At 72.7% G+C, this 22559-nt stretch carries 19 protein-coding genes and 1 tRNA gene; 11 read left to right on the plus strand and 9 right to left on the minus strand.

Annotation, left to right across the window (positions count from 1 at the left end; all coding sequences use genetic code 11):
- Positions 1-71: 71 nt before the first annotated feature.
- From ACOOHE_RS01330 to ACOOHE_RS01340, 3 genes are read left to right on the plus strand one after another with little or no spacing between them, the layout of a single operon-like run.
- Positions 72-2813: a hypothetical protein gene (locus ACOOHE_RS01330; RefSeq protein WP_420456000.1), complete on the plus strand. Its 2742-nt coding sequence runs from the start codon at positions 72-74 to the stop codon at positions 2811-2813.
- Between the two features lie 55 nt (positions 2814-2868).
- Positions 2869-3276, plus strand: coding sequence for an acyl-CoA thioesterase (locus ACOOHE_RS01335; protein WP_420456001.1), 408 nt, complete (start codon positions 2869-2871; stop codon positions 3274-3276).
- Positions 3276-4175 (plus strand): alpha/beta fold hydrolase, encoded by a 900-nt coding sequence (locus ACOOHE_RS01340; protein WP_420456002.1) that lies wholly within the window; start codon positions 3276-3278, stop codon positions 4173-4175. The genes ACOOHE_RS01335 and ACOOHE_RS01340 overlap by 1 nt, the downstream gene beginning before the upstream one ends.
- 135 nt (positions 4176-4310) lie before the next feature.
- Here ACOOHE_RS01340 and ACOOHE_RS01345 read toward each other — a convergent pair whose 3' ends face one another.
- Positions 4311-6482, minus strand: coding sequence for a M3 family metallopeptidase (locus ACOOHE_RS01345; protein WP_420456003.1), 2172 nt, complete (start codon positions 6480-6482; stop codon positions 4311-4313).
- A 41-nt stretch (positions 6483-6523) separates the two neighbouring features.
- Entirely contained in the window at positions 6524-6859 is a 336-nt protein-coding gene (locus ACOOHE_RS01350; RefSeq protein WP_420456004.1) for an FKBP-type peptidyl-prolyl cis-trans isomerase, read from the minus strand.
- A gap of 398 nt (positions 6860-7257) precedes the next feature.
- On the opposite strand from ACOOHE_RS01350, the gene ACOOHE_RS01355 reads away from it, so the two are divergent.
- Positions 7258-7346: transfer RNA gene (locus ACOOHE_RS01355), tRNA-Ser, on the plus strand.
- A 113-nt stretch (positions 7347-7459) separates the two neighbouring features.
- Positions 7460-8914 (plus strand): TolC family protein, encoded by a 1455-nt coding sequence (locus ACOOHE_RS01360; protein ID WP_420456005.1) that lies wholly within the window; start codon positions 7460-7462, stop codon positions 8912-8914.
- Positions 8915-8971: 57 nt separating this feature from the next.
- On the opposite strand, the gene ACOOHE_RS01365 is transcribed toward ACOOHE_RS01360, so the two are convergent.
- Positions 8972-9337 (minus strand): four helix bundle protein, encoded by a 366-nt coding sequence (locus ACOOHE_RS01365; RefSeq protein WP_420456006.1) that lies wholly within the window; start codon positions 9335-9337, stop codon positions 8972-8974.
- Positions 9338-9452: 115 nt separating this feature from the next.
- Here ACOOHE_RS01365 and ACOOHE_RS01370 point away from each other — a divergent pair, with 115 nt between their 5' ends.
- The 3 genes from ACOOHE_RS01370 (at position 9453) to ACOOHE_RS01380 (ending at position 12268) form a co-directional block, all read left to right on the plus strand.
- On the plus strand, positions 9453-10880 hold the full coding sequence (locus tag ACOOHE_RS01370) for an HlyD family secretion protein (RefSeq protein WP_420456007.1): 1428 nt from the start codon (positions 9453-9455) through the stop codon (positions 10878-10880).
- Between the two features lie 102 nt (positions 10881-10982).
- Positions 10983-11717 carry an ABC transporter ATP-binding protein gene (locus tag ACOOHE_RS01375; RefSeq protein ID WP_420456008.1) on the plus strand — a complete coding sequence of 245 codons (735 nt, stop codon included), beginning with the start codon at positions 10983-10985 and terminating at the stop codon, positions 11715-11717.
- Between the two features lie 44 nt (positions 11718-11761).
- Positions 11762-12268 carry a DUF2306 domain-containing protein gene (locus ACOOHE_RS01380; RefSeq protein ID WP_420456009.1) on the plus strand — a complete coding sequence of 169 codons (507 nt, stop codon included), beginning with the start codon at positions 11762-11764 and terminating at the stop codon, positions 12266-12268.
- 75 nt (positions 12269-12343) lie between these two features.
- On the opposite strand, the gene ACOOHE_RS01385 is transcribed toward ACOOHE_RS01380, so the two are convergent.
- Positions 12344-12598, minus strand: a complete 255-nt coding sequence (locus tag ACOOHE_RS01385) for a hypothetical protein (RefSeq protein ID WP_420456010.1) — start codon at positions 12596-12598, stop codon at positions 12344-12346.
- A gap of 680 nt (positions 12599-13278) precedes the next feature.
- Between ACOOHE_RS01385 and ACOOHE_RS01390 the strand changes: the two genes are divergently transcribed.
- The 3 genes from ACOOHE_RS01390 to ACOOHE_RS01400 all read left to right on the plus strand — a co-directional run bounded on the left by ACOOHE_RS01390 (position 13279) and on the right by ACOOHE_RS01400 (position 15652).
- Complete coding sequence (locus ACOOHE_RS01390) at positions 13279-13920, plus strand: MarC family protein (RefSeq protein WP_420456011.1); 642 nt, start codon at positions 13279-13281, stop codon at positions 13918-13920.
- A 2-nt stretch (positions 13921-13922) separates the two neighbouring features.
- Complete coding sequence (locus tag ACOOHE_RS01395; RefSeq protein ID WP_420456012.1) at positions 13923-14483, plus strand: hypothetical protein; 561 nt, start codon at positions 13923-13925, stop codon at positions 14481-14483.
- 62 nt (positions 14484-14545) lie between these two features.
- Positions 14546-15652, plus strand: coding sequence for a glycoside hydrolase family 18 protein (locus ACOOHE_RS01400; protein WP_420456013.1), 1107 nt, complete (start codon positions 14546-14548; stop codon positions 15650-15652).
- A gap of 6 nt (positions 15653-15658) precedes the next feature.
- Here the strand turns inward: ACOOHE_RS01400 and ACOOHE_RS01405 are convergent, their stop codons facing one another.
- From ACOOHE_RS01405 to ACOOHE_RS01425, 5 genes are read right to left on the minus strand one after another with little or no spacing between them, the layout of a single operon-like run.
- Positions 15659-16882, minus strand: coding sequence for an AGE family epimerase/isomerase (locus tag ACOOHE_RS01405; RefSeq protein WP_420456014.1), 1224 nt, complete (start codon positions 16880-16882; stop codon positions 15659-15661).
- Positions 16879-17832 carry a DUF4434 domain-containing protein gene (locus ACOOHE_RS01410; protein WP_420456015.1) on the minus strand — a complete coding sequence of 318 codons (954 nt, stop codon included), beginning with the start codon at positions 17830-17832 and terminating at the stop codon, positions 16879-16881. The genes ACOOHE_RS01405 and ACOOHE_RS01410 overlap by 4 nt, the downstream gene beginning before the upstream one ends.
- Entirely contained in the window at positions 17829-19565 is a 1737-nt protein-coding gene (locus ACOOHE_RS01415; RefSeq protein WP_420456016.1) for an FAD-dependent oxidoreductase, read from the minus strand. Before ACOOHE_RS01415 ends, ACOOHE_RS01410 begins: the two co-directional genes overlap by 4 nt.
- Entirely contained in the window at positions 19562-21376 is a 1815-nt protein-coding gene (locus ACOOHE_RS01420; RefSeq protein ID WP_420456017.1) for a sodium:solute symporter family transporter, read from the minus strand. The genes ACOOHE_RS01415 and ACOOHE_RS01420 overlap by 4 nt, the downstream gene beginning before the upstream one ends.
- A 31-nt stretch (positions 21377-21407) precedes the next feature.
- The gene (locus tag ACOOHE_RS01425) at positions 21408-22547 is read right to left on the minus strand and encodes a glycoside hydrolase family 10 protein (RefSeq protein WP_420456018.1); all 1140 of its coding nucleotides are present in this window, start codon (positions 22545-22547) and stop codon (positions 21408-21410) included.
- Positions 22548-22559 lie beyond the last annotated feature (12 nt).

Here is a 22559-nt window from a genome sequence, read left to right on the forward strand (position 1 = left end):
ACCCAGAGTGAGCCCGGACTTCTGGTACTTTCGTTTCCATGCAGAGGACAGTCCCTCTACCCACACTTCTTATGCGCCGCTTTCTTTCCCTTCTCGCTCTCGCCGGCGGCCTCGCCGCGAGTGCGCAGACCGGCCCGACCGTCCGTCCCCTCGCCATCGGCCGGACGGTCGGGCCCGAGGCGGACGCCCAGTGGACAGTCGTGTTCGACGAGCCGAGCCGCTCGGGGGGCGTCAACGGCACCGTCGTCGGCTCGGCCCCAGACGGCGGCGTGTGCCTGGCGACGGAGGAGGCGGTGGCCGGGAACGTGCGGGGCGTCGTGGTGGCGCGGTACGGCCCCGACGGTGCCGAACGCTGGGCCGTCCCCGTCGACGCCTGGGCCTCGGCGGGCGCGTCTCCGCTGTCCGTCGTCGCGGTCGGGGAGGCGTGCGTGGCGGGCGCAACGGTGGGCCCGTTCGCAAGCCAGCGTGCCGAGGTCGCTCGCGTCAGTGCGGCCGGGACGGAGTGGGTGCGCACCCTGGACCCGGCGCGCCAGGACCGGGGGGTGAGCCGCCTCCCCCTCGTGCCCGACGGCGTCGGCGGCGTCTGGGCAAGCCTCGGCACTTCCAATTTTGTCCCGAGCGGTCTGAGGGCCCCGGTTGTCCGGTTCGACGCCTCCGGCACCGAGGTCGCCCGCACCACGCTCCCCATGTTCGGGAACGACCGGGGCGCCCAGGCGCTCGCCGCCCGCCCGGACGGCGGCGTGGTCGTGCTCGCCAACCAGACCGGCCTCGTCCGGGTCGACCCCAGCGGCGCGGCGACGACGGGCCTCTTCGGCGGGGACTTCGAGGGAACCGCGCTCGCGCTCGTCGGGGACACCGACGCGCTCGTGCTGGGCACGACGGGCGCTGCGGGCGGCACGACCGTCATGCGCCGCCTCCGGCCCGACGGCACGGCGGTGTGGGAAACGGCGCTCGGGGCCAACGGGGAGCGGGACGTCCCCGCGTTCGTCTCGGCGGACAACCTGGCGACGGACGGCGACGCGGTGTACGCGGCCTGGCAGGACCCGGCGGGCCAGGGGCTGCGCGTCGCCCGGCTCGGCGCGACCGGCGGCGCGACCGCGTGGTCGGTCCTCGCTGGCACCCCATCCGCCTCGGCGCCGCGCGGGCTCGCCATCGACGCGGGGGGCGTCGCGTTCGTGAGCGCCTTCGGGGACGCGGTGTGGGGGGCGCTCGCGGCGGCCGACGGCGCCCCGCGTTGGTCCGTCCTCCGCGGTGGCGTTTTTGTGTCCCCCCAGTCCCGGTCGCTCGTGCCGTGCGCCGAGGGCGGGTCGTGCGTCGCCGTCGGCGGCGTGCTCACGGCCCGCGACGCGGCAGGGGGGGTCCTCTGGACGGTCACGCGACAAGGAGAGCGGTTCTCGGACACCCGGCTCTGGCAGACGGCCGCCGCCCCCACCGGCGGGGTCTTCGTCGCCGGGCTCCTCCCGGCCCAAGACGGGGTCGGCACCGACCCATTCGTCGGGCGGATCGCGCCGGACGGCCGCGTCGCGTGGACGGCCGCCGTCGACGGCGGCGGCACGAGCGACCCGCCGGTCGCCCTCGTCCCGACCTCCGACGGTGGCGTCGTCGTGGCGAGCACGACGTTCGGCAGCGCCCGGCGCGCGACGGTCGCCGCCTTCGACGCCGACGGCACGCCGAGGTGGGCCACCTGGGCCGACGGCGACGACCGGATCGCGCGGGCGCTCGCCGCCACCGACGGCGGCGGCGTGGTCGTGGCCGTCGACGAGATCCTCCCGAACGGGCTGGTGCGGACGTCGCTCCTCCGCTTTGATCGCGACGGGTCGGAGGTGTGGCGAGCCGAGGTCCCGGACGAGGGCTCCCTGTTCGCCCTCGGTGTGGCCGCCGGCCCGCAGACCGTCACCGTCGCCCAGTTCGTGTTCGGGAGCGTGAGTACCCTCCGCGCCGACCGCTTCGATGTGGCCGACGGGACGCGCAGAGGCCGGGAGGAAACGGCGGGCCGCGACGGCTGCGGCCTCACCTTCGAGGGCCTGTCTGCGGCCGAGGACGATCGGGGCGTCCTTCACGTGGTGGTCTCCCAGTCGAACGGGCCCTCGTCGTGCGCGCGCGCTCTCGTGTTTCGTTTCCCCCCTGCGGGCGGCATCGAGGCGACGTACACAGCAGACGCCTTCTCCGGACCCGCCCGGGCCCTCGACGTGTCCGGGGCAGGCAACGCCGCCGTCGTCTACGGCCCGGGGCGGGTCGCCTTGATCGACGCCGACGGGACGCTCGTCGGGGACGATCCCGCGCCCGACGGCCTGTCGGTGACCGGGGTCGCCGTCGGCGACGCGCTGGAGTTTCTCCTTACAGCGACGGACGGGTCCCTCACGCCGATCCTCGTCGGGTCGACACGGTCGGGCGGGTTCACGTCGTCCCAACTGCCTCTCCTCGTCGGCCTCCCGACGGAGGCGTCGCTCCCCGTGATCGGGGCGGACCGCGCCGGCTACGCGGCCCTCCGGACGACGCCGCCGGGCATGAGCGTGGCCGGCGTGTCGCGCGTCGACATGGCCCTGCCCGTCGCGGCCGAAGCGTTCCCCGCGTCCACGGCGATGCTGACGGTCTTAGGTCCGCAGCCCGCGCCGGTGGGCGGGACCGTCCGCCTCCGGCTCGGGACACCGGCCCGGCTGACGCTCTTCGACGCCGTCGGCCGTCGCGTGAGCACGTGGGAGGCCCGCGTCGGCGAGGCGACGGTGGCGGTGCCGACGGCGGCAGGCGTCTACCTCCTCCGCGCCGAGGCCGATGGGCAGGCCAGCACGGTTCCGCTCGTCGTCGTCCGGTAGCCCGGCGGAACGGCGTGCGCGGGCTCGTCGTGGAGGCGGGCCCCCCGCCGTCGCCATGCCCGACCCTCTGTACACCGCCCGCGTCCCCGTCCGCTGGGGCGACCAGGACGCGCTCGGCCACGTCAACAACACGGCCTACCTCCGCTACGTCGAGCAGGCCCGGATCGAGTTCCTCGAGTCGCTGGCGGACGGCCGCTGGCCCGGCTACCCCGACGCCGGCCCGATCCTGGCCGCGGCCGAGCTCCAGTTCAAGCGCCCGATCCACTACCCGGCGACCGTCGTGGTGGCCGTCCACAGCGCTGGCCCCGGGCGGACGTCGTTCCCGCTCGACAGCGTGCTCACCGTCGAGGGCGACGACGAAACCGTCGTCGCCGAGGTCAAGGCGACGTTGGTCTGGGTCGACCGCGCGACGGGCCGGCCGACGCCGATCCCGGACGTCTTGCGCGAGGCGCTCGCCGGCTGATGTTCGGGTTCCTCAAGTCGCTCGACCCCGTCGCCCGCGCCGTCGACCGCGCGCGCCGTAGGCTCCGCGCCAAGGCCGGGCTCGAACGGAGGACGCTCCGCCTCGACGACGGCCGCGAGATCGTGTACCTCGACACGGGGACCGACCTCCCGCCGCTCGTCGCCGTCCACGGGATCGGCGCGAGCAAAGACCACTGGCCCCGGCTGGCGGCGCTCGTGGCCGACCGCGTCCGCGTCGTCGCGCCGGACCTGCCGGGCTTCGGCGAGAGCGACGTCACCGGCGACCTGTCGATGGTCGGGCAGGCCCAGGCCGTCGTCGCGTTCCTGGACGCGCTGGGGCTCGACCGCGTCCACCTCGCGGGCTCGTCGATGGGCGGCCGGGTCGTGGCCGAGGTCGCCCACCGCCACCCCGACCGGCTCCGCTCGCTGTGGCTGCTCGCGCCGGCCGGCGCCGAGGGCGACCGGCCAAGCGAGATGATCGAGGGCTTCTTCGCAGGCGAGGGCGTCCCGCTCTTTGCGAGGACACCCGCCGAGTACGAGGCGTCCGTCGCGTTCACCATGCGCCGGCCGCCGCCCATCCCGCGCCCGGCGCTCCGCGTGCTCGCCGCCGAGAGCGCCGAGGCCTACGACCACACGGTCCAGGTCTTCCTCGACATGAGCTGGGAGTTCGCGTTCGGCCCGAGCACCGAGGCGTTGCTCGCCGGCTTGGACGTGCCGACGCTGATCTCGTGGGGCGAGCTGGACCGCGTGCTCCACCCGTCCGGCGCCGCGACCATCGCCGCCGGGATGCCCGACGCGACGGTCCGCACGATGTCCGGCGTCGGCCACCTCCCGATGCTCGAAGCGCCGGACGAGACGGCGGAGGTGTTCCGCGCCTTCCTCAGCGCGCACGGGCTGTAGCGGACGGCCTTCACCACTGCGTGACGGCGTAGGGACACGATTCATCGTGTCCGCCTGCCGACGGCGAGCCCACCCGGGGGACATGATGAATCATGTCCCTACGGCAGGGTTGAAGCTCCGCGGGGACTCCCCGCGCTACTCCTCGACGCCCTCCGGGATCGGGAACCCGCGGTCGCGCATCAACGGGCCGATGTCGGCGTCACGGCCCCGGAACAGGCGGTAGGCCTCGGCCGGGTCGATGGCGTTGCGCGGCGCGAACAGGTACTGCACGAGCCGCTCGGCCACCTCGGCGTCGTAGAACCCGCCGGGCGCTTCGGCGAACGCCTCGGCCGCGTCCGACGTGAGCACGTCGGCCCAGAGGTAGCCGTAGTAGCCGGTCGCGTAGCCCTCGCCCGAGAAGACGTGGCCGAAGTGGGGCGTCCGGTGCCGCATCACGACCTCGCTCGGCATCCCCAGCTCTGCCAGCGTCTCGCGCTCGAAGGCGTCCGGGTCCACGCCCGAGGGGTCGTCGAGCGTGTGGAGCTTCATGTCGATAAGCGACGACGCGAGGTACTCGACGGTCGCGAACCCCTGGTTGAAGGTCGCCGCCCGGCGGATTTTTTGGACGAGGGCGGCCGGCATCGGCTCGCCCGTGTCCACGTGGACCAGGAAGCGGTCGATCACGGCGTCGGTCAACAGCCACCGCTCCAAGAGCTGGCTCTGGAACTCGGTGTAGTCGCGGACGCCGTTGTCGAGCGTCGGGTACGCCACGTCGGAGGCCAGGAAGTGGAGCGCGTGGCCGAACTCGTGGAACAGCGTCTCGGCGTCGTCGAGCGAGATCAGGACGGGCTCACCGGGGGCGCCCGGCACGAAGTTCGAGTTGTTCGACGCCAGCACCGTCTTGGGCCCGTCGAACGTCGTGTGGCTCCGGTAGGTCGTGGCCCAGGCGCCGGACCGCTTGCCGGGCCGCGCGAACGGGTCGAGGTACCACAGCCCGACCAAGTCGCCGGTCTCGCGGTCGGTCACCTCGAAGACGGTCACGTCCGGGTGGAACACGGGCACCCGGCCGTCGGGGACCGGCGTGAACGCGAACCCGAACAGCTCGCCGGCCACGTAGAACATGGCGTCGTTGAGCTTGTCGAGCTGGAGGTACTGCTTGACCTCGTCGGAGTCGAGGGCGTAGCGCTCCTGGCGCACCTTCTCGGCGTAGTACCGGTAGTCCCACGGCTCGATGGTGATCTCGGCCCCCTCGGCATCCGCCACGGCCTGCATGTCGGCGACCTCCTCGCGGACGCGGGCAACGGCGGCGGGCCACACGGCGAGCAGCAGGTCCATGGCCCGCTCGGGCGTCTTGGCCATCCGGTCCTCCAGGCGCCACGCCGCGTAGGTCTCGTAGCCGAGGAGCCCGACGCGCTCGTCGCGGAGCTGGAGGATCTCGGTGATGAGCGCGTTGTTGTCGTGGTCGTCGGCGTTGTCGCCGCGGCTGTAGTAGGTCCGCCAGACCCGCTCGCGGAGGTCGCGCTCGTCGGAGTACGTGAGGAAGGGGTCCATCGAGGACCGCGTGTTGGTCACGGCGTACTCGCCGGGGCGCCCGCGCTCTTGGGCCGCGGCGGCGGCGGCGGCGACATAGGAGTCGGGCAAGCCCGAGAGCTGGTCGGCCGTGAGGTAGGTGACGTAGCCCTCCTCATCGGCCAACACGTTGTTGCCGAACGCCGTGTACAGCTCGGCGAGCCGCTGGTCGATGGCGGCGTAGCGCGCCTTGGCCGGGCCGTCGAGCGTGGCCCCGTTCCGCGCGAACCCGTCGTAGACCAGCTCGACCAACCGGACCTGGTCCGGCCGCAGGCCGAGCGTCTCGCGGGCGTCGTACACCTGGCGGACGCGGTCGAACAGGGCCGTGTTCTGGGTGATCGCCGTACCGTACTCGGACAGCCGCGGCGCCATCCGGGCCTGGATCTCGCGGAACTCGGGGCTGGAGAGGTTGGCGCTCCAGATGCCGTAGTACGTGAACGCGCGCTCGATGGGCTTGCCGGACCGCTCCATCGCCACAATCGTGTTCTCGAACGTCGGCGGCGCGGGGTTCTGGGCGATGGCGTCGATCTCGGCGAGGTGGGCGGCCATGCCCGCTTCGAGCGCCGGCTCCAGGTCGGCGAGGTCCATCTCGTCGAAGGCCGGGACGCCGCCGTAGGGGCCCGTCCACTCGGCGAGCAACGGGTTGCTGGCGACGGCGGGCGGAGCGGCGGGCATCGAGTCGGGGGCCTCGGTGGAGGCGAAGCCCGCGCAGCCGGCCACGAGAAGCGCTGCGCTAGCGGCGAGGAGCGTCGGGCGCATGAAAGATCGGGGGGGCAACATCAGCAGGGTGGAGGAGAGATCTACTCGATGTCGAGAACTGTGACCTCGAATGTGAGCGTCGCGTTCGGCGGGATGCCACTGCCTTGGGGCGGGTTGGCACCGTAGGCCTGATCCGGCGGGATGTCGAACGTTTTCGTCTCGCCGACGGCCATGCCGAGGAGTCCTGCCTGGAAGCCCGGGATGAACCCACGGATATCAGATCTATACCCCGGGCTGGCGCTGAACACGGTGCCGTCGGCGAGGCGACCCTCGTAGGCGATGGTGACGGTGCTGTCGGCTTCGACGAGGCCGGAGCCGCCGGAGTCACAGGCGGCGACGAGGAAAGCCAGCAGGAGAAGCGGGGCGAGGCGATGCATGGGCGGTGGGATCGAAAGGAGACCGGAAGATACCGAGGCCTCATACGACCGACTCCGCAGGGCGAGTACGTTCCCCCTAGCGGTGTCTCCTCTCTCCGCGGAAGGAGGTCCGATGGGGAGTGAGCAAACGCTACGTCCAACGCCGACCACCCATCTTGTCATCCTGAGCAGAGCGAAGGACCGAGCCGCTCGTCGCTCGGTGGCCCCGAGCGACTCGGCGCCCGCGTCCAGTAGATCCTTCGCTCCGCTCAGGATGACAAGGCGTGGGCGCGGAGCGGTGAGATCGGAAGACCCCATCCGCCCCGCCCGTCGCGGCCAGAGGCGCTGAGGCGTGGAGTACCTTCGAGGTCTCGTGTCCGAACGGCCGCACGGACGTTCACGACGGGCACGGGGCCCACGGAGGGTCAAGCCGATAGGTGACGGCAGCGGTCTTGAAAACCGTCGAGGTGTGTAAGCGCCCTTGAGGGTTCGATTCCCTCACCCTCCGCTACGGCCGGTCCGCGCCACGACGGCACGACGTGGCTGCGGGCCGGCGCGATCTTCGGCGCAACCCGTCGCCGTGCGCCCCGTCAAGAGGCGCCGCCCCGACCGACCCCGCCGATGCGCCTGCTCGTCCTCGCCGCCCTCGCCCTCGCCGCCCCGCTCCAGGCCCAGGACACGACCGCGGTCACGCTCGCCGAGGCGGTCGCGCTGGCGGTCGGCCAGAGCCCCGAGGTCCGCCGGGCCGAGGTGGCCGACCGGGGGCAGGCGCTCGCGGTCCGCGCGGCCCGGGCCAGCCGTCTGCCGACGCTCGACGTCCAGGTGTCGCCGCAGCAGCGCTACGGGCTCGGGTTCGACCAGACGACGGGCGAGGTCGTGTCGCAGACGGTCGAGACGGTCTCGGCCGGCGCCTTCGCCTCGGTCCCGCTCTACGACGGCGGCCGGGCGCGGGCGTCCATCCGCGAGGCCGAGCTCTCGCGCCAGTCCGCCGAGGCCGGGCTCGTGCGGACGCGCCAGCAGGTCGCGCTCGACGTGGCCCAGCAGTTCCTGACGTTGCTGCTCGACCGCGAGATCGCCGAGATCGAGGCCGAGGGGCTGGCCGCGGCTCAGGCCCAGCGCGCCCGCGTGGCCGAGCTGGTCGAGGCCGGGGCCCGGCCGCGCGGCGATTTGATCGCCCAGGAGGCCGTCGTCGCCGAGCGCCAGACGGCATTCGTGGTAGCTCGGGGCGCCGTCGAACGGGACGAGGTCATCCTGATCCAGCTGATCGGGCTCGACCCGCTGGCGCCGGTCCGGTTTGTCGGGCCGGACCTCGACCGGCTGGAGGCGTCGGGCGTGCTCGACGCGCCGCTCGCGCCCCTCGCCGAGCTGCTCGCCGCGGCTCGGGAGACGCGAGCCGACCGTCGGTCTCAGGTCCTGTCCATCCAGGCCGCTGAGGCCGCCATCGGGACCGCCCGCGCCGCGAGTCGCCCCAGCGTTTCTCTCAACGCCAACGTCGGCACGGGCTATTCGAGCTTACAGCAGCGGACGGTCGGCGCCGTCCCGTCGCTCCCGGTCACGCTCGACGACGGCACGCCCGTCTTGGTCGGCGGCCAGCCGCTCTCGTTCCCCGGCGACCCGGCGTTCGAGACGACGCCCGTGTTCGGCCAGTTCAGCGACAACCGGAGCGGGGCCATCGGGGTCACGCTCAACGTCCCGATCTTCGACCGCTATCAGGCGCGGCGCGGCGTGGTCGAGGCCCAGATCCGGGCCGACGACGCGCGCATCCAGCTCGACGCGCTTGACCGCCAGCTCGCCTCGGAAGTTCAGCAGGCCGTCGTCGAGGCGCGGACGGCGCGGGCCCGGCTCGACGCCGCCGAGACTCAGGTCGAGGCGGCGACCGAGGCGCTCCGCGTCGAGCGCGACCGCTACCAGCTCGGGGCGGGGACCCTCTACGACGTGGCTGCGGCTCAGACCCGGCTCGCCGAGGCCCAGGCCGGCCAGGCGCAGGCCGCCTACGGGCTCGCTTTCCGCCGCGTCCTGGTCCGCCTGGCCGTTGGCGACGTGGACCCGTCGGCGCTGGCGGGGATGTTGGAGTAGTGGACGGGTGGACCCGTGGACGAGTGGGCCCGTGGACTACGTGATCGGGCGAGGAGATTACGTGGTCTCGAGGTGGCGGATCAGCCGGTTGAGCATGTGCGTGATCTCTCGCGTGGCCTCCGCCAGCCGGTCGAACGTCTGCTGATCGATGTAGTCGGCATCGAGGGCAACGTAGAGCTGGGAGCGGACTTCTCCGGCCGATCCGCGCGCGATGCGGAGGAAGCGTGCGAACTCGGGGCGGCTGCCTCGCTCGAAGCCCTCGGCGACGTTCGACATGACCGAGACCGCTGCCCGGCAGATCTGGTCGCGCAGGCCGAAGTCCCGACGGAACGCGCCCGACCTGGAAAGGGCGTAGACCTCCGCTGTGAGCGCTCGCGCCTTCTGCCAGGCGACGATCTCCTCGAACGTTCGGAACGTGGGCATTTTGTCGGCGGCGGACCGATCCGTAGACCCGATCCGCACGCTCCACGTAACCTCCGCCTCGCTTGTTCGTCCACGGGTCCACCTGCCCACACGTCCACGAGTCCACTCTCGTCCTATGTCCCCCACGAAGAAGATCCTGATCGGCTTGGGCGTGTTGCTCGTCGTCCTGGTGGCCGTGGTCGTGGTGCTGGGCGGCGGCGAGGACGGCGTCGAGGTCGAGACGGCCGAGGCCCGCGTGCGGACCATCACCCAGACCGTGAGCGCGTCGGGGACGGTCGCGAGCGAGGTCGAGGTGGCCATCTCGTCCGACGTCTCGGGCGAGATCATCTTCCTGGCCGTCGAGGAGGGCGACCGCGTCCAGCAGGGCGACCTGCTGCTCCGCGTCCGGCCCGACTTCTACGCGACCGAGGCCGAGCGCGCCCGGGCCCAGGTGGCCACGGCCCAGAGCGGCGTCGGCGAGGCCCAGAGCGCGGTCGCCGAGGCCGAGCGGTCGGTCGACCAGGCCCGCGCCGACCTGGCCCGGGCGACGGCCGAGCGCGAGCGGGCCGAGCGGGCGCTGGCCCGCCAGCAGGACCTGTTCGACCGCGACGTGGCGCCGGCCATGGACCTGGAGGCCGCGCGCGGCGCGTTCGAGGTGGCCCGGGCGTCGGAGCAGGCCGCGCGCCAGGCCGTCTCGGGGGCAACGGCCCGTGTTGCCAGCGCCCAGGGCCGCGTGCGGAGCGCGCGGACCCAGGTCGACGGGGCGCGGGCGGGCGCGCGGCAGGCCGGCCAGCAGCTTGCCCAGACCGCCATCTACGCGCCCATGTCGGGGACCGTGAGCCAGCTCAACGTTGAGCTCGGCGAGCGCGTCGTGGGCACGGCCCAGATGTCGGGGACCGAGCTCATGCGGATCGCCCGGCTCGATGCCATGACGATGGAGATCGACGTCAACGAGAACGACGTGGTCCACGTCGAGGTCGGCGACTCGGCGCGTGTCGAGGTCGACGCCTACCCGAGCGAGGCGCTGGGCGGGGCCGTCGTCGAGATCGCCAACTCGGCGCGGATCCAGAACGCGGGGACGTCGCAGGCCGTGACCAACTTCCCCGTCGTCGTCCGGCTGGCGGCGGCTGGCGCCAGCGCGGGCGACGCGGCGCGGGTGCCCGAAGAGGGCGTCCCCTCGGGCCCCGGCCCGATCCTGCGGCCTGGCATGAGCGGGACCGTCGACATCTTCACGCGGTCCGTCCCCCAGGCCGTCGTCGTCCCCATCCAGGCCGTCACGGCGCGCGACTTCAACGAGGTCGAGCGCGAGCGGCGCCGCCAGGCCGAGGCCCGGGGCGAAAGCGTCCCGGACACCCCGATCCCCGACGGCGAGGACATCCGCCGCGTCGTGTTCGTCGTGGTCGACGGGGAGGCCGAGATGCGCGAGGTCCGCACCGGGATCACCGACGACACCCACATCGAGATCCGCGAGGGCCTCACCGGCGGCGAGACCGTCGTCACGGGCCCGTTCCGCCTGCTCCGCACCGAGCTCGCCGAAGGCGACGCCGTCAAGGTCGATGGTTGAGCGGGTCCGGCAAGTCGCGCGGGTTCCGCGAGTTGCCTCCTCACGGCCGTCCGCAACCGAACCCGCCTGACCCGTCGAACCCGCACAACCTGCCCAACCCTGATGGTCATCGACATCGCCGACGTCTGGAAGACCTACCGGATGGGGACCCAGGAGGTCCACGCGCTCCGGGGGTGCTCGGTGGCCGTCGAGCGCGGCGAGTACGTCGCCATCATGGGCCCGTCGGGCTCGGGCAAGAGCACGCTGATGAACGTCGTCGGCTGCCTCGACGTGCCGACCCAGGGGACGTACCGGCTCGACGGCCGCGACGTGGGGACGCTGAGCGACGACGAGCTGGCCGAGGTCCGCAACGGTCAGATCGGGTTCGTCTTCCAGACGTTCAACCTGCTCCCGCGCCAGGACTGCTTGCAGAACGTCGAGCTCCCGCTCGTCTACGCCGGCGTCGGGCGGGCCGAGCGGAAGGCCCGGGCGACCGAGGCGTTGCAGCGGGTGGGCCTGGGCGACCGGCTCGACCACAAGCCGAACGAGCTCTCGGGCGGCCAGCGCCAGCGCGTCGCCGTGGCCCGGGCCCTCGTCAACCGCCCGGCCATCTTGCTCGCCGACGAGCCGACAGGCAACCTCGACTCGGCGACGTCGGACGAGATCATGCGGCTCTTCGAGCTCCTGTACCGCCAGGGCAACACGCTGCTCGTCGTTACGCACGAGGACGACATCGCGGCCCACGCCCGCCGCGTCGTCCGCCTGCGCGACGGCGTGGTCGAGACCGACGAGCCCGTCGGCCGGCCGGTTCTGGCCGACGTCGACGAGGCGGAGCTCGAGGTGGCCGCGGCGGCGTAGCACCGCACCCGGTCCGATCAGGCCCCTCCCCACCCCCTGCTGCCATGACGCCGATCGCCCTCGTCCACACCGCGCTCGGCGTGACGGCCCTGGCGACCGGCGCGTTCGTCCTCGTCCGCCGGAAGGGCGACCGGCTGCACCGGGTCGTCGGCCGGGTCTACGCCGGTGCGCTCGTCGCGCTGTGCGTGCTCTCGTTCGGGCTCCGCGACTCGACGCCGTTCTTCCACGGCTACGGCCCGTTCCACGTCGCGGCCCTCGTCAGCCTGGGGACGGTCACGGCCGGCGTGGTCGTCGCGCGGCGGCGGCGCGAGAACTGGCTCGGGGCCCACTACATGTGGATGGCGTGGTCGTACATCGGGCTCGTCATGGCGACGGGCGGGCACGTGGTGCATCCGATCGTCATCGGGCTTCGTGGGATGGGCGTCCCCGGCGCGGTCAGCGTGGCCGTCGGGCTGGCGGTGGCGTGGGTGCTGCCGCCGCTCGTCGGGCGGTGGTGGATCGCGCGCCAGCAGCCGGGCTGGGACGCGCTCGGGACTCGGGTACCGGCGTGACGACGCCGAACATCTTTTGACACGGCCGTCGGCCCGGCCCAGACGGCGCCTATGTTGACCGGGGCCACGTCCCGATCACGAGTCCACCGAGGCAACCGTCATGGGTGACAAGTCCCCCAAGTCCACGAGCAAGAAGGCCGGGCAGAAACAGGTCAAGGCGACCGCCGACGCCCGGAAGAAGAAGGCCGCCGAGGACGCGAGGCACGTCGCCGCCCCGGTCAAGAAGAAGTAGCCGGCCTCAGCGAACGAGGGCGACGGTCCGCGTGACCGCCCGGTCGCCGGCCCGGACGCGGCGGCGAGGGCGAGGGCGGCGAGGACGAGCGTGCGCATGGCGCAAAGGTTGGCCACGAGAGTCCCAACTCGGCCACGCCGACAGGGCGGGCGGGCGCACGCTCCGGCGCAGACCCCCCGCTCCCCTCCCGGTCGCGGAGCCTGCCCTCAGCGGAGCCGAAGGGCTCCCAGGTCGGGGAGCTGTCCCCCTTCGAGGGCGGGGCTGCTAAGCTCTGTCGATAGCAACCAAATCACAGTCGTCATTGGCTGGCGCCGTCGCTTCGCGGTCCCGCGCACGCGGGAATCCATGCGGCCATTGTGTCCGGCGAGCGGCCCCGTATGGGTCCCCGCCTTCGCGGGGATGACTGCCGTTTTGTGTAGGAGTACGACTCGCGCCTGATACGGAGTCGGAGAGTTCGCTGTGCATGAGTGCCCCTCCCGATTCCCCCTCACCCTGTCCCTCTCCCTCGGGGAGAGGGGACCTCGTAGGAGAGTGCGCGGCTTTCTCCGCGATCCCGTATGAGAACGTAGCGGCCCTACCCTTCGAGGGGGACCGTCCGCCCGCTGAGCGGAGCGAGGGGCGTGCGGACGGGGGGTCCGCCAGCCGGTGCCGAGGCGTCGTTGGAGCGTACGGTCGCCCTGGCCGGTGAACGGCCGGTGAGTTCGTCCGCCGTCACGGAGTCGTCACGGGCCGGGGCACGTTCCTGGCAGAACATCGTCCGTCCCCCCCGCCCTCGCTCGTGCCCGATTTCGCGACCGCCCTCATCGCGGCGTTCCTCCCCCTCTTCGTCGCCATCAACATCCCCGGTATCCTGCCGCTCTACATCGGGATGACGGAGACGTTCTCGTCCAACAACCGGCGGCAACTGCTCATTCGCGCGCTGCTGGCGGCGGCCGTCCTGGCCGTGCTGATGCTGTTCGCCGGCCAGGTCATCTTCGACACGCTGGGGATCACGCTCAACGACCTGCGCGTCGGCGGCGGCATCATCCTGCTGGTGATCGCCGTGACCGACCTCGCCTTCGGCGACACCAAGGACCGCCGTGGCGGCTCGAAAAAGGACCGGGCCAAGCTCCAGGACCACGCGCCTGATGAGCCGGTCGACCTGCCCGTGGTCCCGCTCGGGATCCCGCTCATCATCGGGCCCGGCGCCATCACGACCATCTTGATCTCGGAAGGCCAGTTCGGGTGGATCGTCACGCTGGCGTCGATCGTGGCCAACATGGCGCTGGTGTTCGTCGCGTTCACGTTCGGGCCGTCGCTCCTGCGGCTGGCCGGCCGGGGCACGTCGAAGGCCATCGCGAAGGTGGCCAGCCTGTTCCTGGCGGCCATCTCGGTGGCCATGATCCGGGCCGGCGTCCTGGGCATGATCGCCGGGGCCTGACGATGGAGCCGCTCCGCACCGCCGAGGCCCGCTGGTTCGTCCGAGGCCCGATCTCGCCGGCCCTCTGGGCGTGGTTCGACGCGCTCGGCGAGCCCGTCGAGGCCGAGTCCCGGACCGACCGCTACCTCGCGCCGACCGACGACGGGCTCGGCGTCAAGCTCCGCGAGGGCCACGTCGAGGCCAAGCGCCGCGAGGGCACGGCGGGCCGGCTGGCCATGGGCCGGGCCGAGGCGACCATCGAGGCGTGGGCCAAGTGGTCGTTCCCGCTCGCCGACACGCCCGACGTGGGCGAGAGCTGGGTCGAGGTCGCCAAGACGCGCCGCCAGCGGAGCCTCACGGCCAGCGGCGGGACGTGCCGGATCGAGCTGTCCGAGGTCACCGTCGGCACGGCGACGTGGGCGTCGGTCTGCTTGGAGGCCGACGGCCCGACGGCGCTGGCGCGGCGGGCGGCCCTGCTCGCGGGCGCCCGCCGGTGGCTCGACGCCGAGGCGGCCCCCACGCTCCCGGCCGCGGCGGCGCGCGGCTACGCGGCCTGGCTCCGCGAGGTCGCGGAAACCCGCTGAGGCGTCGCGGGGGCTGGCGTCCGTAGTCTTCCGCCGGGCGCCCACCGCCACCCTCCGTCCCCATGACCCGCGCCTTCATCGTCCTCGCCGCGCTGGCGCTCGCCGCGTGCAGCACGGCCGAGGTCCTCGACGTGCCGCCAGACCCGCCGAGCCACCGCCTGGTGGCCTACGTCCACGGGGGGACGCCCGGTGCCATCGGGCGGATCGGGGCCGAGAAGCTGACGCACGTCAACGTGGCCTTCGCGAACGTGACGCCCGACGGCGAGGTCGTCTTGGACGACCCGGCCGACGCCCGGCGCCTCCGCGCGGCTGTCGGCCTGAGGGAGCGGAACCCGGACCTCAAGGTGCTCCTGTCGGTCGGCGGCTGGGGGTGGTCGGAGAACTTCTCGGACGCGGCGCTCACGGCGGCCTCGCGCGAGCGGTTCGCCGAGAGCGCCGTCGCCCTCGTGCGCGCCCACGGCCTCGACGGGCTCGACATCGACTGGGAGTACCCGGGCCAGCGGGGCGAGGACAACGTGTTCCGCGACGAGGACCGCGAGACGTTCACGCTCCTGCTCGGCGCCGTCCGCGACGCGCTCGGCGACGGCCAGCTCCTCACGATCGCCGCGGCGGCCGGCCAGACCTACCTCGACCACACTGACATGGCCGCGGCGCACCGGCCCCTCGACTTCGTCAACCTGATGACGTACGACTTTAGCGGGTCGTGGTCGGCGCGGACGGGCCACCACGCGAACCTCCACCCGTCCGACGCGGTGCCCGGCGCGCCGTCGACGTCCCAGGCCGTCGAGCAGATGGTCGCGGCGGGCGTGCCGGCCGAGAAGATCGTGATCGGCGCCGCGTTCTACGGGTACCGGTGGAGCGGGGTCGAGGCGAGCGCCGACGGCCTCGGCCAGCCCTACGCCGGCCCCGTCACGACGCACTCGTACGCGGATCTGGTGGCCAAGTCCATCGGCCGGGACGGCTACCGGCGCGTCTGGGACGAGGCCGCGCAGGCGCCGACGCTCTGGAACCCGGGCACGCGGACGTTCATCAGCTACGAGGACGAGGCGTCGGTCGCCCGGAAGGCCGAGTACGTCCGGGAGCGCGGGCTCGGCGGGCTGATGTACTGGCAGCACCTCCACGACCCCGACGAGCGCCTGCTCGACGCCGCTCGCGCCGTGCTCCGGTAGCCGCCGCTACGCCGGGGAGCCCGCGCGTGCCGCGTCCTCCATGTCGCCCAGGCGGCGCCAGCAGAGCCAGAGCGACCTCGGGACGTGGAAGCAGCCCTTGTACGGCCCGCCCTTGAACCGGTGCGTCACGCGCCCCCCGCGGTCGAGGTAGCCGAACCACTCGCCGTGCTCGGGGTCGGGGAAGTGGCCGAACGTGTAGGCGTCGGTCTGCTCGAACAAGCGCCAGTCGTCGGCGTCGCCCGTGAGCGAGGCGTCGAGGAGGTGGGCGTAGAGCGCCTCGCAGTGCGGCCACCACAGCTTCATCGGCCACTCGAGCGCGGTCGGCGAGAGGCCGTCGGCGTCGAGGAAGTAGAAGAGGCCGCCGTGGGCGTCGTCCCACCCGCGGCGGTGCGACGACCGGACGACGTCGAGCGCGAGGGCGGACAGATCGTCCCGGCCCAGGCGCTGGGCCCAGTGCTGGACGAACCACCCGGCCTCGATGGCGTGGCCGGGGTTGAGGAGCCGGCCCTCGGGCGAGTCGAGAAGCGACCCGTCCGGCGCGACCGTCTCGCGGACCTCGACGCCGCCGTCGGCCGGGCGGACGTGTCGCTGGACACGGGCGAGCAGCCCGTCGATCTCGGCTGAGTAGCGCCGCCAGTCGTCGCCGGCGACCTCCTCGATCAGGTTGAGCAGGATCATGGGGACGGCCAGCGTGATCGACGGCGTCTGGCCGGGCAGGACCGGGCGGCCGATCTCCGTCGGGTCGTGGGCCCAATGGAAGATCCGCTCCAGCATCGCCTCGGCCTCGGCGATCAGTTCGGGCCGGTCGGCCGCGCGGCCGTGCTCGGCGAGGGCCATCGTCGTGAAGCACTCGGAGAAGACCTTCCGCTGGCGGTAGATCGGGGCCCCGTCGCGGGCGAGGTGGAAGTAGACCAGCCCGTCGTCGCGGACGGCGTGCTCGCGCAGGAACTCGACGCCGCTCGCCGCCAGCGCCAGCCACCCTGCGCGCGGCTCGACGGTCCGGTAGAGCCGAGAGAACAGCCACGCCTGGCGGCCCATCAGCCAGACGTGCTTCGACGTGTCGTAGACCGTCCCGTCGCGGTCGAGGTTGTTGAACGTGCCGCCGCGCTCGCGGTCGGGCGAGTGGCGCTCCCAGAACGGCAGGACGCGCTCGAACAGCTCGGCCTCGTAGCGCTGGCGGAGCGTGTGGAGGCTCGCGGCGTCGACGCCGGGCGGGAGCGTGATGGTCATCGGGCGGCGGCGTGGAGGGCGCGGGCGTCGGCGCCGTCGAACCCCTGGGACTCGAGGAACTCGACCTGGCGGAGGTAGAGGTTGCGCGCGGCCGGGTAGACCGAGTGCGGGCTGAGGAAGTGCGAGAACTCGAACGTGATGAGCTTGTCGACGCCGGCCGCCGCGGCGGCCTCCATCTTGTAGCGCAGCACGCGGTGGTCGATGGGCGGGAACTTGATGGGCACGTCGCGGCTGAACGACTCGACGTTGCTCCACGACGTGAGCCCGTGGGCCGCCGCCAGCCGTCGGTTCTCCGCCAGGAACTCGGGGAGGTCGCCCAGCGACACGTTACCGTCCTGGAACGCGACGACGTCGACGAGCCCGTCGAGCCGGGCGAACACGTCGGCCCACGAGCGGACGTGCTCGCCGAGCGAGAGCGCCGCGTCGCCGAACTGCTTGACGCCCCGGATGTAGGGCGAGATGAAGATGGGCTGGTCTTTGAGCCCGCGGAGGTGCGCCGCCAGGTCCTCGTAGACCGTCATTACGCCCTCGTCGTAGGCGTCGATCTCGTGGCTGATGTACCAGCCCCGGAACGCCGGGCGGTCGCCGTAGCGCTCGACCACCTCGTCGGCCAGCGCTTTGTTGAGGTCGGCCTCCTCCTGGTAGCGGCCGGCCGTCCAAAACGTGCCGCTGTCGTAGGTCCCGAAGTAGAACGCCATCCCGCACCGCTCGGCTTGGCGCAAGAACAGGTCGACCAGGTCGAGGTACACGGGGTAGGTCCCCATCCGCTCGCGCAGGACGGCCGACTCGAACGTGGCCCGGCGCCGGTACCCGCACCGGATCAGGACGACCGTGTCGATGCCGACGGCCCGCATGGCGTCGAAGTCGCGCGCCCACTCCGCCGGCCCCCAGTTGTGCGGCGCGATGTCGTGTGTGACCTCGTCGAGGAAGGTGCCCGTGAGCTGGATCATGGCAGCGCGCCTGCGAGCGTCGCCAGCACGTCGCCGCGCGTCGCGCCGTCGGCGAGTGGCGGAGCGACGGCCGGGAGCCGGGCCGTCCACCGCGCGAGGTCGGCCGGCGCAGCGGGCTCATCGGGATCGAGCGCCGTCGGGTCCTCCACGCCGAGGACGCCCGCGAGCGCGAGGCGCTGGACCGGCCCGAACAGGCCGTGGTCCGGCCCGACGTCGTAGGTGATGTACAGTGGGGCGCCCGCGTCGACCAGGGCGCGCTGGACCTGGGGCGTGTCGCCCAGCGACGGCGCGCGCCCGGCGGCGACCGCCAGCGCCGCGAACGCCCCGATGGCCTGGCCCATGAGCATGACCGGCGGCTGCAACCGCGTGCTCCCGTTGACGATGTGGGTCACGGCCACGCTCTTCTCGCCGACGAGCGTCCGGTCGTCCTCGCGCGGGAACAGGACCTCAGCCGGGATCTGGTACGGCGCCGCGTCCGGGAAGTCCTCGACCAGCCGGCGGCCCGGCGGCAGGTGGTGCTCGGCGTGGTGGTGGTCGAGGAAGTAGTCGCCGACGGCGATGGCGTGGGGCTGGACCGGCGCGCGCGGCGCCCCGTCCCGGGCGACGACGCCGGCCGTCGTCAGGACGTGGTCGTTGACCAGGCGCCGCGCCTCGCGGACGTACGGGATCGGCGGCAGCCCGTCGGCCGTCGGGTACTCGTCGGTCGCGATCTGCCACTCGGGGTGGCCGAGCGTCGTCTGGATGTAGCGGACGAACTGGGCCGTGTGGAGGCGGCTCGCGGCCAGGTGCTGGCTCCGGAAAAACCGGTCCTCGATGAAGGCGACGGGCGACGGGTAGTCGTTGGCGTGGTGCGGCCAGTTGAGGAGCGCCTTGTCGTTCGGGAGCTCGGCGTAGGTGATGAAGCTCTCGAAGTCGTGGAGCCCGTGGTTGAGGAGGTCCGCGTCGGGCGTCGGGCAGTCGACCGTCGTGCTGCACGCGAAGCGGCGGTGGTAGGCGCGCTCGACGTCGGAGAGGAGGGGCGCCGCCGCGCCAGGCCGCTTGGCGAGCGTGGCGGCGTAGGTGAAGTCCTGGATCCGGCGGTCGGCCACGACCGGCGCCGAGGCCTCGCCCGTCTCGTGCCGCGCCTCGCGGCCCAGGCGGTACGGCAGGCCCATCAGGGCGAGCCCGTCGCCGTACTCGTCGGCCGCGACGAAGACGGAGCCGGCGTACCGGGACTCGACGCCGTCCGCGCCGACGGCCGTGACGACGCGCGCCTCGCCCTCGCGGCTCACGCCGACCGCCTCGGTGTCGAGGTGGATCGTGAGCCGCCCCGCCTCGACGAGCGGCGCCGCGATCTCCCACAAGATCCGGTGGCCGACGTGCGGCTCATAACAGTACAGGCTGATCCACCCGGTGAACAGCGCGTCGTAGCCGCCGTAGTGGGCCGCCAGCGCTTCTCGGAACTCGTGGACCAGGCCGCCGCCCGCCCCGTGCTTGTTGCCGTCGAGCGCGCTCACGCCCGCCGCCGTCAGCATCCCGCCGATCCATGGGCTCGGCTCGACGACGCGCACCGTCGCCCCCATCCGCGCCGCCTGGACCGCCGCGGAGAAGCCGCCCGCGCCGCCGCCGTAGACCACGACGTCGGCGTCCGTCGTCGGCCGGCCGCGCCACCATCGGCCGTAGACCGTGCCGGGCGCGACGGCGAGGACCGCGCTGGCGGCGGCGGAGCGCGAGAGGAACGAGCGGCGCTTCATGGCGCGAGGGGAGGCGGGGCGTCGGGCCCCGACGAGAACGGCGCCGTGCGCAAGTTCCGGTACCACACGAGGTACAGCGCGACCGACAGCGCCGCGAGGACGGCGAGGAGCCCGAAAAACTGGTCCCAGCGCTTGGTCACGAACACCATCGCCGTCATGAACAGCGCCAGCTGCCACGGGACCGCGATCAGGATGGCCACGATGTCGCGCCGCGTCTCGGTCCGGATGTCGGCGCGGAGCCGCGGGCTCAGCTCGGCGCGGACCCGGTGCCACAGGCCGAACGGCCGCGTCCGGGAGACGAACTCGCGGAGGACGTCCGGCGCCGTCGGCCGGGTGGCCAGGGTGATGCCGACGCAGGCGACGAGCGTCCCGCCGAAGGCCAGGAAGAACGTCTGGAGCTCCGGCAAGTCCGGGACGAGCAGCCGCTGGCCGATGGTCAGGAGCATCCCCACCGCCGTCCCGCCCGCGTAGCCGTACCCGTTGAACCGCCACCAGTACCACCGCAGAAACTGCGGCACGATCAGCCCGACGCCGAGCCCCAGCGTGAGCCAGCCCCACAGGTCGTTGAGGCTCGAGAACAGGAACGTGAACGCCGTCCCCAAGACCACGATGGCGACCGACGCGCCACGGCCGTGCGCGATCAGCGTCGACTCGGCCGCGTCCGGGCGGACGAACCGCTGGTAGAGGTCGCGCACCCAGTACGCCGCCCCCGCGTTGACGACCGAGTCGAACGTCGACATGGCCGCGGCGATGAGGCCGGCCACCATCAGCCCCTTCAGCCCGACCGGGAACAGCTCCAGGAGGACGGTCGGCAGGACGGCCTCGGGGTTGGCGATGACCTCGCCCTGGGCGCCGACGCTGATCCCCATGATGGCGATGGCCGCGACGAACGGCCACCGGAAGGCGAGGAGCAGGATCCAGAACAGGCTCAGGAGCCCGGCCTCGCGCTCGTCCTTGGCCGCGTAGAACCGCTGAATGATGTAGCCGCCCGGCGCGCTCATCCCGTCGATCGTCGAGCGGAACAGGTAGAACACGACGACGAGCCCGAGCAGGTTGTACTGGGCGTACTCGCCCGGGAGGTCGAGCGTCCACGCCGGCACGACGTCGGTCCACGCCTGGCGCGTGGTCGCGACCGTCTGGAAGGCGCCGTCGCCGAGCGGGACCGAGACCTCGAAGGCGGCCGGGATCTCGTAGCTCATCATGACCGTCGCCACGACCCAGACGATCACGCCCCCGATCAGCACGCCCTGGAACACGTCGGTGTAGACGACGCCGTAGAGCCCGCTCGTGATCGTGTAGACCGACGCGAGCCCGACCATCAGCAGCGTCGCCAGGTCCGGGTCGATGTCCAGGATGGTCCCGAGGAAGAGGCCCGCGCCGGCCGCGAAGTAGGTCACCACCCAGACGGCGAACACCAGGTTGGCGATGGCCGCGAGCACGCGCGCCGCCTGCCCCTGCCGCCCCTCGCCGAACCTGAACTCCATCCACTCGGCCGTGGTCATCACGTTGGCCCGGCGGTTCCACTTCCCCATGAACACCATGAAGAAGGCCATCACGAGCACCACGCCGCCCCGGATCTCGACGAAGAAGCCGTCCATCCCGAGCGCGTAGACCAGCGCCGCGATCACCATCGTCCCGGACACGTCGAGGTTCGAGGCCATCCCGCTCGCGCCGAGCGCCCACCACGGCATCTCGTTGTTGCCGAGGAAGAACCCGTCGATGCTCTGCGACGCCCGCCGCTGCGCCCACAGCCCGACGCCCATCATGGCGGCGATGTAGACGCCGATCACGGCGTAGTCGATGACGTGCATGGGCGCGAGGGGCCGGTCCCGGAGGAGGGGGCTAGAACGGTCGCCGGGCGGGCCGGGCATAGAACGTAGCGCGGAGCGTGTCCGCGAGGGCGTCGCCGTTCTTGCGCAGGCCCTCGTAGAAGAAGAACACCTCGCCGCCGACGCCCTGCGCGCGGTTGACCCGCATCACCTCCAGGAGGTCGGCCGCCGGGATCACGTAGTCGCCCACGTTCATCAGGACGCCCGGGTACAGCCGGCCGTGAGCGTCCACGCGGACGGCCTCGGCCCACTGGGTCGCGAGCGTGGCGCGGTACGCCTCGACGTCGTAGCGGTAGACCTGGGGGAGGATCTGGTCGGCGACGCCGGCCCAGGCGGGCCAGTCCTGGAGGTAGTTCTCGACGCTCCACGGGTAGACGCTGGGCGACCACGAGACCTGGAGCGTCGGGTCGAGGGCCTTGACCTCGTCGTGGAGCCGCCGGGCGAAGGCCGTCAGGCGGTCGGCCCGCCACTGGAGCCAGGCCGGGTCGAGCGCGTCGGCGGGCGGCTCGGCGCCGCCGTGCTCGGCGCGGTAGAGGGCCCGCGTCACGTCCGAGTAGCCGCCCTCGGACGGGTTGGCCGGGAGCCGGTCGTCGCCCTGGACGCCGGCCACGTCGTACGCCCGGGCCACCTCCAGGACCAGGTCGAGCACGAACCGCTGGACCTCGGGGTGGAAGGCGTTCATCCACTCGAACCCGTTCTTGGTCAAGAGCCCGCCGTCGCGGTCGCGCGCGGCCCACTCCGGCCGGGCGGCCAGGACCGGCCCTCCGTCTGCGTTGTGGGACGCCGCGAACCCGAACTCGAACCACGGGATCACGGCGATGTCGTGCCTGGCGGCCTCCTCGACGATCTCAGCGAGCGGGTCGCGCCCGGCGTAGCGCGGGTCGATGCGGACGCCCGTCACGGCCTCCATCGTCGCGCTCGGGTACGTCGTCGCGCCGTTGTTGAGGACGACGGGGTAGACCACGTTGATGTGGTGGTCGGCGAGGAACTGCATCGCCTCCGCGATCCCCCCGCGGCTCAGCATCACGTCCGAGTCGACGTTCGTGAGCCAGACGCCTCGCAACTCGACGACGGGCGCGGGGGATGGGGCGTCCACGTGCGCGCAGCCGGCCACGGCGACGGCGAGCATCCACAGGGCGAGCCGTCGGGTCATGGGAACGCGGGG

Origin of the sequence: Rubrivirga sp., from assembly GCF_965213695.1 — a bacterium.
Taxonomy (GTDB): Bacteria; Bacteroidota; Rhodothermia; order Rhodothermales; family Rubricoccaceae; genus Rubrivirga.